General features: G+C 47.4%; 14 protein-coding genes and 1 tRNA gene. 7 read left to right on the top strand and 8 right to left on the bottom strand.

What is annotated here, in order from left to right; translation table 11 throughout:
* The first annotated feature begins 32 nt into the window (after positions 1 to 32).
* Complete coding sequence (locus FHS77_RS13060; RefSeq protein WP_184224093.1) at positions 33 to 437, top strand: lysozyme inhibitor LprI family protein; 405 nt, start codon at positions 33 to 35, stop codon at positions 435 to 437.
* A 90-nt stretch (positions 438 to 527) separates the two neighbouring features.
* On the opposite strand, the gene FHS77_RS13055 is transcribed toward FHS77_RS13060, so the two are convergent.
* The 4 genes from FHS77_RS13055 to tig form a co-directional block, all read right to left on the bottom strand.
* Positions 528 to 3659: an efflux RND transporter permease subunit gene (locus tag FHS77_RS13055; protein WP_184224091.1), complete on the bottom strand. Its 3132-nt coding sequence runs from the start codon at positions 3657 to 3659 to the stop codon at positions 528 to 530.
* A 10-nt stretch (positions 3660 to 3669) separates the two neighbouring features.
* Positions 3670 to 4854, bottom strand: a complete 1185-nt coding sequence (locus tag FHS77_RS13050) for an efflux RND transporter periplasmic adaptor subunit (RefSeq protein WP_184224089.1) — start codon at positions 4852 to 4854, stop codon at positions 3670 to 3672.
* A gap of 124 nt (positions 4855 to 4978) precedes the next feature.
* On the bottom strand, positions 4979 to 5527 hold the full coding sequence (locus FHS77_RS13045) for a TetR/AcrR family transcriptional regulator (protein WP_184224087.1): 549 nt from the start codon (positions 5525 to 5527) through the stop codon (positions 4979 to 4981).
* A gap of 201 nt (positions 5528 to 5728) precedes the next feature.
* On the bottom strand, positions 5729 to 7156 hold the full coding sequence (tig, locus tag FHS77_RS13040; protein ID WP_184224085.1) for a trigger factor: 1428 nt from the start codon (positions 7154 to 7156) through the stop codon (positions 5729 to 5731).
* A gap of 665 nt (positions 7157 to 7821) precedes the next feature.
* Here tig and FHS77_RS13035 point away from each other — a divergent pair.
* A tRNA-Leu gene (locus FHS77_RS13035) sits at positions 7822 to 7906 on the top strand.
* A 359-nt stretch (positions 7907 to 8265) separates the two neighbouring features.
* Here the strand turns inward: FHS77_RS13035 and FHS77_RS13030 are convergent.
* Both FHS77_RS13030 and FHS77_RS13025 read right to left on the bottom strand, forming a co-directional pair.
* Positions 8266 to 8499, bottom strand: coding sequence for a hypothetical protein (locus FHS77_RS13030; protein ID WP_184224083.1), 234 nt, complete (start codon positions 8497 to 8499; stop codon positions 8266 to 8268).
* Positions 8496 to 8954, bottom strand: coding sequence for a hypothetical protein (locus FHS77_RS13025; protein ID WP_184224081.1), 459 nt, complete (start codon positions 8952 to 8954; stop codon positions 8496 to 8498). Before FHS77_RS13025 ends, FHS77_RS13030 begins: the two co-directional genes overlap by 4 nt.
* A 91-nt stretch (positions 8955 to 9045) precedes the next feature.
* On the opposite strand from FHS77_RS13025, the gene FHS77_RS13020 reads away from it, so the two are divergent.
* The 3 genes from FHS77_RS13020 to FHS77_RS13010 all read left to right on the top strand — a co-directional run bounded on the left by FHS77_RS13020 (position 9046) and on the right by FHS77_RS13010 (position 10238).
* On the top strand, positions 9046 to 9285 hold the full coding sequence (locus FHS77_RS13020) for a helix-turn-helix domain-containing protein (protein ID WP_343061021.1): 240 nt from the start codon (positions 9046 to 9048) through the stop codon (positions 9283 to 9285).
* On the top strand, positions 9282 to 9740 hold the full coding sequence (locus FHS77_RS13015; protein WP_184224079.1) for a hypothetical protein: 459 nt from the start codon (positions 9282 to 9284) through the stop codon (positions 9738 to 9740). Before FHS77_RS13020 ends, FHS77_RS13015 begins: the two co-directional genes overlap by 4 nt.
* Before the next feature lie 84 nt (positions 9741 to 9824).
* Positions 9825 to 10238, top strand: coding sequence for a DUF2513 domain-containing protein (locus FHS77_RS13010; protein ID WP_184224077.1), 414 nt, complete (start codon positions 9825 to 9827; stop codon positions 10236 to 10238).
* Positions 10239 to 10360: 122 nt separating this feature from the next.
* Here the strand turns inward: FHS77_RS13010 and FHS77_RS13005 are convergent, their stop codons facing one another.
* Entirely contained in the window at positions 10361 to 10858 is a 498-nt protein-coding gene (locus FHS77_RS13005) for a hypothetical protein (protein ID WP_184224193.1), read from the bottom strand.
* A 2-nt stretch (positions 10859 to 10860) separates the two neighbouring features.
* Positions 10861 to 11304 (bottom strand): hypothetical protein, encoded by a 444-nt coding sequence (locus FHS77_RS13000; protein ID WP_184224075.1) that lies wholly within the window; start codon positions 11302 to 11304, stop codon positions 10861 to 10863.
* A gap of 81 nt (positions 11305 to 11385) precedes the next feature.
* On the opposite strand from FHS77_RS13000, the gene FHS77_RS12995 reads away from it, so the two are divergent.
* Entirely contained in the window at positions 11386 to 11664 is a 279-nt protein-coding gene (locus FHS77_RS12995) for a transposase (RefSeq protein ID WP_184224073.1), read from the top strand.
* The gene (locus FHS77_RS16515) at positions 11661 to 12089 is read left to right on the top strand and encodes an IS3 family transposase (protein WP_184224071.1); all 429 of its coding nucleotides are present in this window, start codon (positions 11661 to 11663) and stop codon (positions 12087 to 12089) included. The genes FHS77_RS12995 and FHS77_RS16515 overlap by 4 nt, the downstream gene beginning before the upstream one ends.
* Positions 12090 to 12124 lie beyond the last annotated feature (35 nt).

Raw genomic sequence — 12124 nt, 5'->3', positions numbered from 1 at the left:
TGTCAAGTTGTTATCATGTGAGGGGATGCAATATGTTAAAACGAACATTCTATACAGCATGTGCCTTATTATTCGCCTCTTCTGCTTACGCTGCAACAGATTGCAGCAATGCAGAGGACCAGGCAACCATGACCAAATGTGCCAGTGAAGAATTGGCAGCAGCCGATAAAAAACTGAATGAACTTTATAAGACAATTGAAAAGCGTCTGGCTGACGATCACGACACCAAAAAACTTCTAATCAATGCACAACGGGCATGGATCGGCTTCCGCGACAGTGAATGCACCTTTGCAGCCTCCGGCACCGATGGCGGCAGTATCCACCCAATGATGGTGACCATGTGCAAAACATCACTGACAAACATACGCAATCAGCAATTGTCTGATTATCTGAAATGTGAAGAAGGCGACGTCACTTGCGTTGTCCCAGCAGAATAATTGCCGATCTTTTATATAAATAACTCTACTATAAAAAATGCCGCGCTTTGAACTAGCGCGGCATTTTTGTTTTGATGGATCTAAAAGCGTTTATTCGCTTTCAGATGTAGCAGGTGCTTTGACCGCCGGTTTCTCCTTACTTCCAAACCAGCTCATGATGAACACAAAGAAGACCGGAACAAAATACACAGCCAAAATCGTTGCTGTTATCATACCGCCCAGAACACTGGTTCCGATTGCGTTCTGACTGGCAGCACTTGCACCTGTTGCAACAGCCAAAGGTGTAACACCAAGAGTAAATGCCAGCGAGGTCATCAAAATTGGTCTGAAACGCAGCTTGGCGGCTTCTATGGTCGCCTCCATTAACCCCATACCTTCTGCACGCAGATCCTTGGCAAACTCCACGATCAGAATAGCGTTCTTTGCAGACAATCCGATAATCGTGATCAGACCAACTTTAAAGTAAACGTCATTCGGCATATCACGCAGCATAACCGCCAGAACCGAGCCGATAATACCAAGCGGAACTACCAGCATAACCGAGAGCGGAATTGACCAGCTTTCATACAATGCAGCCAGCAGCAAGAAGATGAACACAACGGTCAAGCCCATCAGGAACGGCGCCTGTGAACCGGACTGAATTTCCTGTAAGGACTGACCTGACCACTCATGACCGAATCCTGAAGGCAGATCAGCAACCAGACGTTCCATTTCAGCAATTGCTGCACCGGATGAATAACCCGGAGCCGCGTTACCGGAAATACGAACAGCCGGATAGCCGTTATAACCGACAACCTGCGCCGCACCTTTTGTCCAATGAACATTGGCAAAAGAACGCAGTGGAACCATACCGCCGGAAGCGTTTTGCACGTTCAGATCAAGAATATTTTCAGCGCTCATACGCTTTTCCTGATCAGCCTGAATGGTCACACGCTGCATACGGCCGGCATTCGGGAAGTCATTGATGTAAGACGAACCGAGATTTGCAGAGATGGTCGAGTTGATCGCGGCAAAGGTCACACCAAAGGTGTTGGCTTTTTCACGGTCGATATCAATGATGAGCTGCGCTGCATCCGGCATGCCTTCAATACGCATACCAACAAGGATCGGGCTTTCTGCAGCCGCTGCCATCAACTGGGACGTTGCAGCAGACAGAGCAGCCTGCCCTGCACCGGAACGATCCTGCAAGCGGAAGCTAAAGCCACCGGATGTACCCAGCCCCTGAATTGGCGGCGGTGAAAGAGCAAATGAAATTGCATCTTTAATGCCAAACAATTTCTGGTTTGCGCGACCAGCAATGGCAGTGGCAGAATCCTCAGGGCCGCGCTCACTCCAATCTTTCAGCGTAATGAAGGCAAGTCCCGCATTATCACCAAAGCCGGAGAAGGAGAAACCACTGATGAGGACACGTTCTTCAACAGCCTTTTCCTGCTGGAAAATGGCATCAACTTCTTCAGAAACGCTCAAAGCACGGTTTGCACTTGCTTCAGCGGGAGCCTGCATATCAACGATCAGGAAGCCCTGATCTTCGTTTGGAAGGAAGGAAGATGGCAACTGCATGAACAGATAAGCCAGGCCGCCAACCAGTACCACATAAATCAGCATGAAGCGGCCGGCACGTTTAACAATCCAGCCAATACTACTGGTATAGCCACCAACAAGCGCATCGAATTTGCGGTTGAACCAACCAAAAAAACCGCGTTTTGGTTCATGGCCATTTTTAATCGGCTTCAGGAATGTTGCGCATAATGCAGGTGTCAGTGAGAGTGCTAAAAAACCGGAGAACATGATGGAGACCACCATGGTCAGACTGAACTGCTGATAAATCACGCCCACAGCACCCGGGAAGAAGGCCATAGGAATGAAAACAGCACTCAGAACCAGTGTAATACCAATGATCGCACTATAAATCTGCTTCATCGCTTTACGGGTTGCTTCACGCGGCGGCAAGCCTTCTTCCGCCATGATACGCTCGACGTTTTCCACCACCACAATGGCATCATCGACAAGAATACCAATGGCCAACACCATCGCAAACATCGTTAAAACGTTGATCGAGAAGCCTGCTGCCAGCATCACACCGAGCGTACCAAGCAAAGCCACCGGAACAACCAAAGTCGGAATGATTGTATAGCGGAAGTTCTGCAAAAACAGGAACATCACCAAGAAAACAAGAATAACCGCTTCAACGAGGGTGGTGACAACTTTCTTGATCGATACAGCCACAAATGGCGATGTATCGTAAGGAATGGCATATTCGATATTGTCAGGGAAGAAGCTGGAAAGCTCTTCCATCTTGGCGCGTACAGCTGATGCTGTTTCCATCGCATTACCGGTTGGTGATAGCTGCACAGCCAGCGCTGCTGACGGACGACCATTAATTTTGGTGGCAAAATTATATGTCTCCGCGCCGATTTCAACACGCGCAACATCACGCAAACGCACAGAAGAACCATCCGGATTGGCACGCAAAACAATCGCACCAAATTCTTCAGGTGAAGCAAGCTGCCCCTTAACCAAAACAGTAGCAGAAATTTGCTGATTGATCGGGTTTGGACGTGCACCGATACGACCGGCTGCGACCTGCGCATTCTGCGAGGCAATGGCATTGCTGATATCAGTTGATGAGAGGTTCAAACCAACCATCTTGTCCGGATCAATCCAGATACGCATTGCACGCTGACTGGCAAATACCTGCGCACGGCCAACACCGTCGAGACGCTGGATTTCACCAAGCACGTTACGGGTCAAATAATCGCCAAGGCCCACCTCGTTGGTGCTGCCGTCTTTCGACATCAGCGCGACCATCATCAGGAAGCCAGAGCCGGCTTCCTGCACCTGTACACCACGCTGCACCACAATACGTGGCAGACGCGCTTCCACACGGCGGATTGCGTTTTGCACGTCAATCGACGCCTGACCGATATCAGTACCCGCTTCAAATGTGACCGTAATCTGGATCATACCGGAAGAGTCGGAGGTCGATTCGAAATAAATCGTGCCGCTGACACTGTTGAGCTCCTGCTCGATCGGTGACGTCACACTCTGATAAATATCTTCCGGCGAAGCACCCGGATACATCGCAAATACAGAGATTTGCGGTGGTGCCACATTTGGATATTGCGAAACCGGCAATTGTGGAATTGCCAACAGCCCCGCAATCATGATGAAAATAGCGACGACCCAGGCGAAGATGGGGCGTCCAATGAAAAATTGCGCCATATTTTAAATCCTATTCGCCCTTGTCTTTAGCAACTTCAGCGGTTGGTTTTTCCGCACCAAACGGTACAGGTGCCACAGTTGCACCAGGTGCAGTTTTCTGGAAACCTTCAGTGATGACGCGATCACCTTCTTTAACGTCACCGCTAATAACGAAACGGTCACCGAGAATACGGTTCACATGAACCGAACGCAGCTCAACAACATTATCTGCATTCACCACCAGAATGGATGCCAGGCCATCAGCATTGCGCTGCACAGCCTGCTGCGGCACTGCCAACGCATTTTTCTCAATGCCTTGCTCAATTTGAACGCGAACATACATGCCCGGAAGCAAATCACCATCCGGGTTCGGGAATTCACCACGCAAGGTTACCTGACCGGTGGTGGTGTCAACCGCCGCCTCAGAGAACAACAGGCGTCCGGTGGTTGGATAAAGCGAACCATCATCAAGTAAAAGCCTGACCTCAGCTTCATTCGGGCCGGTCATCAGCTTCCCGTTCTGTAGTGCTTTACGCAAACGAATAAGATCTGCAGCGGGTTGGGTAAAGTCCGCATAAATCGGATCAAGCTGTTGAATGGTTGCAAGGTTTTCAGGACTGTTGGCGCTTACCAATGCACCTTCAGTAATCAATGCACGACCGATCTGACCGCTGATTGGTGCAGTGACTTCCGCATATTGTAAATTCAGTTTTGCCTCATTGAGGCTTGCTTCTGCTGCTGCGACATCAGCATTGGCTTGTGCCAATTGTGCCACCGCTGTTTCCAGGTTTTGAGCGCTGGAAACATTGGATTTGCGCAACTGCTCCTGACGGGCATTGGCTTGACGCGCCTGAAGCTGGGTGGCTTTTGCACGCGCCAATGTGGCTTCCGCCATATCAACCTTTACCTGAAAGGGAGCCGGATCAATACGATAAAGCACATCACCTTGCTGAACCTTAGTGCCCTGCTCGAACACACGCTCGACCACAATGCCGGAAACACGCGGGCGTACTTCTGCCAGACGTGTCGGTGCGATACGACCAGGCAAATCATTCAGGATCGGTAATGCCTCAGGCTTCAACTCAATGAAACTGACGGCCATTGGCGGCATAGCTGGTGCAGCCCCGCCAGCACTTGGCTGGTCATTGCAAGCGGTTAGAAAACTGGCAGCCAGCATAACAGCAGCCACTTTGTACAAATAAGTATGTTTTTTCATTCTATATCCTGAGATATGAAACAGAGATTCCACGCGAAACATTCAGGCTTACTTATAGTTTTCGGAGGTAAAACCATACCGGCCTGCCGATCACATTATGGTCATCTATCTTCAAGCTGCGGGGTTAGTCTTCAGTAATCAGTTGTTCTATGCCCGAGAGAATCTTCTCGCGTTGCTCTGGCCGCCAATCCACCGCGCCAAACATCTGCAAAATGCTCATGCCTTCAATGGCCAGCAATGCCAGCAATGCCTTATCCGGATCTTTGGCTAAACTCAGCGATTTGCTAAGCTCCACCCGAAACCCTTCATTCATTGTTTGTCGTAATTGTTCATCCTGCGTCATAGCCGAGCAAAGCTGGAAAACCACAGCGCCGTCTTCTTCTGCATTATAATTACGCGCAACATCAATACGCGCGCGCAAACGCGGATTATCACAGTCTTTATAACGAGTTGCGGCTTCATCAAGTCTGTCTCGCCAAACCGTAATCCAACGCTCTACAACAGCCTGAATGAGCGCTTGTTTGGTTTTATAATCATAAATCACGCTGGCTTTACTGATGCCTGCAACAATTGCCACAGCATCAAGCGTCAGCCTTGCAGCGCCATCACGCAACACAACCTGCTCTGCTGCATCCAAAATCGTAGCGCGATCAATCGCTCTGGGTCTCGCCATCAGTTAATCCCAATTAATAACCATCCGGTTGGTAATTAAGTGATGACACATTGTCAATCAAACAAGAACTGGATTTATGACCGATAAACTTAATGTGAAGAGTGCTAAACTCCGTAACCACCCGTCATACTGGATAATCAAACACAAAAAAGGCCGCGCAATGCGCGGCCTTTTTTGTCTGAATAATCAGATGTCGAACGATTAAGCTTCGTCTGTATTCTCTGCTTCTTTTTTCTTAGGAGCAGCTTTTTTCTTTGGTGCAGCTTTCTTGGCTGGCTTTTCAGCTGCCTGATCTTCGTCTTCTGCAGTCAGTTCTTCTTTGGTTACTTTTTTATCCGTAACGGTGATTGCAGCCAACAGATGGTCAACAACCTTTTCTTCAAAGATAGGAGCGCGCAGATTTGCAACTGCATCCGGTGTTTTACGCAGGAAGTCGTAGATCTGCTGTTCCTGACCCGGGTAACGACGTACCTGATCGTAAACTGCACGCTGCAATTCTTCTTCAGTTACTTCAACGCCAGCTTTTTCACCGATTTCGGAGAGAACCAGACCGAGACGTACGCGACGTTCAGCCAGCTTGCGATATTCTTCGCGTGCTGCTTCTTCTGTGGTTTCTTCGTCTTCAAAAGTGCGGCCAGCCTGTTGCAGGTCAAAGTTGATCTGCTGCCAGATGTTGTTGAATTCTGCGCTAACCAGCTTTTCAGGGCTTTCGAACTGATAGTCACCATCCAGAGCATCAAGAATCTGACGCTTAACTTTCTGGCGGGTGATTGAACCGTACTGGCTTTCGATCTGTTCGCGAACCACTTCACGCAGACGCTCAAGAGTTTCGATGCCGAGCTTCTTAGCGGTTTCGTCGTTCAGTTCAACTTCGCCAGCCTTAGCAACTTCCTTGACGGTGATGTCAAAGGTTGCATCCTTGCCAGCCAAATGAGCTGCACCGTAATCAGCAGGGAAAGTTACGTTGATAGCTTTTTCATCGCCAGCTTTTACGCCGATGAGCTGATCTTCAAAGCCAGGAATGAACTGGCCGGAACCCAGAACGAGCTGTGCATCATTGTCTGCACCGCCATCGAACGGAACGCCATCAACTTTACCAAGATAATCCATGGTAACGCGATCGCCGTTTTCAGCTTTGCCTTTTTTCGCTTCGTAAGAAACGGTTGAAGACGCAACGCGCTTAACCTGTTCGTCAACTTCTTCATCAGAAATGTCAACAACTTCACGGGTTACGCTAATGCCGGAGAAATCTTTGATTTCGATCTTTGGCAGAACTTCGTAAGCCAGCGAAAATACGAAATCGATCTTGCCGTCCAGAACCTGTTCAGCTTCTTTTTCGTCTTCCGACAAAACAACTTCAGGCTGGGTTGCGGACTTTTCGCCACGATCAGCAAGGATCGAACGTGGAGTGTCGCTGAGAATTTCATTGACGATTTCAGCCATGAAAGACTTGCCATATGTCTTACGCAGATGCGCAACAGGCACTTTACCCGGACGGAAACCGTTAATACGTGCATTACCGCGTGCAGTTTCGAGGCGTTCTGCGAGCTTTGCGACGAGATCCGCAGCTGGAATAACAACCTTAACTTCGCGCTTCAGCCCTTCATTGAGCGTTTCGGTAACCTGCATGTCAAAACCTTCACTTCTTATCATGATGCCGGGTCACGAACTTCTGGCGTCAACGCCGGCAAGAAACTGTTGTGCCATATGGCTTGTGTGCGCAATCAAACGCGTCAGACGATAAATGCGCATCTCAAAAACTTAAAAACCTTATCCAAGCCACACGGCTTTTCGAATAAGCTTCCGCCTTAAAGACGCAGTTACTTCATTGCACCTCGCGCCAAATTTCACTTCCATTACGTGGACAGAACCCAAAGGTCAATGAATAACCGTCAATAATGATGCATGTCACACAGCGCTTATGCCTATATATTTACCCATTTGCGCCCTGACAATCCACCATCAGCATTTAAAATCACGAATTTCAGACGAACTAACGTAATATTTAATGTCTTTAAAAACGAAATAGCAACGCACTCTTATATATGGTTGCAACAAGCTCCACTTAATCGCCCTTCTAACCACCGTCCACCCACGTCAGTGCAGAAGCCAATACAAGGATAAGCGATTTCTTTGATTCGACAGCCTGAATTGATGCAGCCACCATTCCCGACACCGTAAACCGTAAAAAGCTCAGCATTTGAAATTTTCTTTAAAAAGCCGTGTGTTAAGTCCGGAAAATGCATAATTACCACTTGCACCGCATTATTTTTTACCCTATGAGAGCGCTTGTTGCGGGCGTGGCGGAATTGGCAGACGCACTAGATTTAGGTTCTAGCGCCGAGAGGCGTGGGGGTTCAAGTCCCTCCGCCCGCACCATTTTTTGTAAAAATAATCAATAAAATCATACAGTTATTAGACTTCCTGAATTTCCAATCCACCCTGCAGTCCACCTTTACAGTGTTGCTGTGAATTTAAACATCACGTTTTTATACTATTGCCTCCTCGCGTATTGATATGGGATTAATCGGGCTCGGCTCGCGATATGACCGAACTTAAATCGGTGAAGCCCCACTCGAACCTGCTTTTTATGGAGTGACAAAACTCACGCTGATACGCCGCTGTTTTCAGCATGAATCATTGGCCGTCAAATCGCTCATGCGCTTCTGGTAGCATCCAATATGAAACCTTTCTGCTGACTTTGAGTATTTTGAGAGCCAGCCATAAGCGAATGAGCTTCATGACAACTTGCCTTTGACCACCGCGTACTCAAGCGCGACTAAGTTTTCTAATTCAAGCTTTTGAAGAAATTCAAGCGAGTGCCCAAGCGCACCAGATATGCGTGTGACTTCAGTTTCTCCAAGGTTGTCTGTTGCCCTTGCAGCAGTTTCACAAACAGCTAGCAATGAAAGCACAGCGCTTGATCTATCAATATCAACTTGTGTAATGTTTCTGAAAGCCAAGCCAGTCATGCCACGTCTCCCTTGCCTTGCAATTCCAGCTCAAGTGCCGTTACGGTTTCCCCCACCAATTCCTCAACGTGTTTAAGGACTTGCGCAATATAACCGTGCATATGTTTGCCTGCCGGATAGCCCTCATTATCATCGGCAAAGTTAGCAGCTGCACCGCAAACTCTCAGGAGTGAACAGGCAAGGTAACCGGTGTTTACCGGATCAGATACTGGCGCTTTAAATTTTTCGCTTCTCACATTCATGATAAATCCTCCAATAGTTGTTTTTGTCTGGCGGAGTGCATCACGCATTAACTCGCAAGCCTCCTCTGGGAACGGGCATTCGTTCTCTGCTACATCTAGAGCCAGAAATATGTTGTCGTGAATTTCACATGCAGTCTTATATGCAGGCATACCTTCGGCGGTTGCCGGAACGGGTGCGTTTGGTATTGGCTGCTCCAAATCAACGAAAATCATCAATAAATGACAGTTATCACTCGTTAAGGTTAATCGTCAACAGTTTTCGTTATTTCTTGATGAAATTAATTCGTTGCGCTATAAAGTAGCCATGATGACACCAGCACAATCAAGAGCCGCTAGAGGCTTAATCGAGTGGTCACAAGAGCAGCTTGCAGAAGCCGCGCACTTAGGGCTTTCTACTATTCGCGATTTTGAGAAAGGTCGCCGCGTACCCACACATAATAACCTCACCGCCATCAAAAGGGCGTTAGAGGATGCAGGCGTGCAGTTCCTTGAACATGGGGAAGTGTCAGCGGGCGCTGGTGTGGCAATAAGGGCTGACAAATGAGCGACGAACGTTTGTTAATACCGCAAGACCCTGAATACTTTCAGGCCGTAGGACTAGCCGCAATCGCATTTGCACGGTTAGAGTGGGGCGCAGCTTGGTGTTGTGAACGGCTTAAACCCAATTACATCGGCACAATCGAAACAAAGAAAAAGACGGCTGGAACAATTGCTAAAGACCTGAAAATACTTTTCTCGCGGGTTGCAGACCAAACACTTCGCACCAAGATTGCGCCTTTTGCGGAACAGTTCGAGTTATTGGTAATAGAGCGCAATGGCCTCTTACATGGGAAACCTGCTACCTCCAAAAACAATGAGCAGCGGTTATTTCGGGGCGGTGATGAATGGACGATTGCAGTAATCAATGAGTTTGCTGACCAGTGCGTGATTGCAGGGATACCTCTTAATGCATTGCTCTATAATGAAATGTCATCTGGAAACGTGATTGATCTGAATTGAAGCAAGCATGGCGGCGCTGGTGTGGGTTAATAAAAGGAAATGAAAAATGAGTAAGCATATTAGCATATCGCTTGAGGTGGCAGAATGAATTTGACGCGCGATATGGACACAGTCCGCAATCTACTCCTTGATATTGAGAAAGGACATACACGTTTTACTGTGATTTCACAATCTACAGCGGAAATACTGTATATGCCTGAAGCTTCAAATCTCTCGGAAGATGAGGCGCAAAAACTTGAATACCATTTAACTCTACTTGAGCAAGCTGGGTTCATTACAGTGCGATCCAAATCAGGAGGCGGGCAATGGGTCGTGGAGCTAATCACGTGGCAGGGGCATGATTTTTTAGAGACAATTCGAGACCCTATTATTTGGGATAAGACCAAAGACGGGGCAAAAAAAGTAGGCAGTTTAAGCCTAGAAGTTATCACCGATATTGCTAAGGGCTATATTCGAAAAAAGGTTCAATCACTCAGCGACATCGAACTTGATATTTAATTTTCGCTCTCACTGTTCCTTCACTGTTAGCAGTGAGGATTTCAGACCAGCGCTCCACTGATGCGCTACTGTTTTCAGTGGGGAAAGGCCCGTCAAATAACGTCTTTCAAAGTTATGACAAATCAATTCCGGTCAAGTTTGGACGCTTGCTCTTTACGTGCGCCCACCACAGCATCAATGCGGTCTGTCTGAACAGCCATAAGCGTCGAAGGCAACTTAAATGACAGAATAAAGGAAGCTACTGCGAAGCCAAAATACGCACGCTCTACCCAGTCTGCAATATCTGGATGCTTAGGTGCAATCAATGTATGCCCAAAAATTAAGCTTAAAGTCACAAGATAAAAATAGAATAGCCATTTTTGTCGGATGAGCTTAGCACGAATTTTATCTCTCTGAGCTTGAGCTATTTTCCAAGAGCCCGGAAGAACTGACTGGTCTCCCATTAGTGTCATAATTGCTATTAAAAAGCCCGCCAAAATAGAAAAAACGGTAACTATTACATCCCTAGCTTTTTCATTACCATGAACCAAATCCTGACCATACCAACCCGCAGCAGTACCTGCGGCTACCGCGAATACACCGTAAAGGAGTGGCAAAAATCGGTCAGCACATTTGCTCATTGTTAAACCTTAGCAGGTGCCGTCAGTTCATGATAGTACGTAGTCATTTGATCAAGCGCATCATTAAAAGCAATCGATTTACCATACTTAGTAAAGCTGACACGCTTATTAAGCAGAACATCCTCTGGCTTAATTTTAAAGCCACTGAGAGTTACGATTTCAAAGCCATCCCCCTCATCGGATACACTTTCCGCAACGTCTTTAATTTCTTGCTGATCAATCGCAGTACCATTACGCTTATCAAATTTTAGAAACACCTCAACCTTGAGGTTTTCATTATCTGGTTTTTCAGCTTCTTCACCATATGTAAGCGCCTGTATTTCATTCCAAACTTTATTGACCAAACCTTGAATAACGCCATCTGCACCATTAGCTTCATCTTTGACTGCCGCCGCGCTGGCTACTCCATCAAACCGAACCGATGCAACTCCATCTTCTTTAATCACTTTCAGCTTATCGACTGAAGTGGTCCTGGAAAACTAGACAGTCTGCTAAGATGTATCCTCCTTTAGCGATTGGATACGCAAATGACGACAAGACGGAACTTTTCAGACAAGTTTAAAGCCACTGTGGCGCTCGAAGCCCTGCGCGGTGACAAGACGGTTCAAGAGATCGCCGCCAAACACAAAATCCATCCGACCCAAGTGACCACATGGAAGCGGCAAGCGATTGATGGCTTGGCTGGTGTGTTTTCTGATAAGATCAAAAAAACAGAAGGCAACGAAGCGCAAATCAAAGAGCTGCACGCCAAGATTGGCAAACTGGCGATTGAAAACGATTTTTTGTCTCAAGGGCTGAAGCGATGAGCCCAGATGAACGCAAAGCAATGATCCGTAAGGACCATACTGTTTTAAGTCTAAGCAGACAGTGTAGGCTCCTGAAAATCAGTCGGTCATCAATGTATTATAAGCCTGTCGGAGTTGATCCAGAAACGCTGAAACTTATGAATGAGATTGATCGCACCTTCACGAAATACCCGTTCTTTGGTAGCCGTCAAATCACCGCTTACCTACCTCGAAGTGGGTTTCATGCAGGAAGACACCGGGTGCGTCGATTAATGGGTATGATGGGATTGCAAGCTATCTATAAAAGCCCTGATACCAGCAAAAAGCACCCACAGCATATGATATATCCATATCTTTTACGAAAGCTGTCGATTACGCGCCCAAATCAAGTCTGGTGCAGTGATATTACTTATAGTGCGCCTCGCCCCAATTGGGGAGGCATATGACTGGAATGCAAAGGAGAAAGGAGGAATTGAAGACT

Source organism: Paenochrobactrum gallinarii (assembly GCF_014205685.1).
In the GTDB taxonomy this organism is placed as follows: domain Bacteria; phylum Pseudomonadota; class Alphaproteobacteria; order Rhizobiales; family Rhizobiaceae; genus Paenochrobactrum; species Paenochrobactrum gallinarii.
The sequence above is the reverse complement of the archived record's forward strand: the minus strand, read 5'-3'. Positions and strand labels throughout refer to the sequence as shown.

What these genes read in the sequence shown, in the direction of transcription:
- FHS77_RS13050 (WP_184224089.1), bottom strand. Translation starts at nt 4,854, where the DNA reads ATGAAAAAACATACTTATTTGTACAAAGTGGCTGCTGTTATGCTGGCT.
- FHS77_RS16515 (WP_184224071.1), top strand. Translation starts at nt 11,661, where the DNA reads ATGAGCCCAGATGAACGCAAAGCAATGATCCGTAAGGACCATACTGTT.
- FHS77_RS13005 (WP_184224193.1), bottom strand. Translation starts at nt 10,858, where the DNA reads ATGAGCAAATGTGCTGACCGATTTTTGCCACTCCTTTACGGTGTATTC.
- FHS77_RS13020 (WP_343061021.1), top strand. Translation starts at nt 9,046, where the DNA reads ATGATGACACCAGCACAATCAAGAGCCGCTAGAGGCTTAATCGAGTGG.
- FHS77_RS12995 (WP_184224073.1), top strand. Translation starts at nt 11,386, where the DNA reads ATGACGACAAGACGGAACTTTTCAGACAAGTTTAAAGCCACTGTGGCG.
- FHS77_RS13015 (WP_184224079.1), top strand. Translation starts at nt 9,282, where the DNA reads ATGAGCGACGAACGTTTGTTAATACCGCAAGACCCTGAATACTTTCAG.
- FHS77_RS13045 (WP_184224087.1), bottom strand. Translation starts at nt 5,527, where the DNA reads ATGGCGAGACCCAGAGCGATTGATCGCGCTACGATTTTGGATGCAGCA.
- FHS77_RS13025 (WP_184224081.1), bottom strand. Translation starts at nt 8,954, where the DNA reads ATGATTTTCGTTGATTTGGAGCAGCCAATACCAAACGCACCCGTTCCG.
- FHS77_RS13010 (WP_184224077.1), top strand. Translation starts at nt 9,825, where the DNA reads ATGAATTTGACGCGCGATATGGACACAGTCCGCAATCTACTCCTTGAT.
- tig (WP_184224085.1), bottom strand. Translation starts at nt 7,156, where the DNA reads ATGCAGGTTACCGAAACGCTCAATGAAGGGCTGAAGCGCGAAGTTAAG.
- FHS77_RS13030 (WP_184224083.1), bottom strand. Translation starts at nt 8,499, where the DNA reads ATGACTGGCTTGGCTTTCAGAAACATTACACAAGTTGATATTGATAGA.
- FHS77_RS13055 (WP_184224091.1), bottom strand. Translation starts at nt 3,659, where the DNA reads ATGGCGCAATTTTTCATTGGACGCCCCATCTTCGCCTGGGTCGTCGCT.
- FHS77_RS13060 (WP_184224093.1), top strand. Translation starts at nt 33, where the DNA reads ATGTTAAAACGAACATTCTATACAGCATGTGCCTTATTATTCGCCTCT.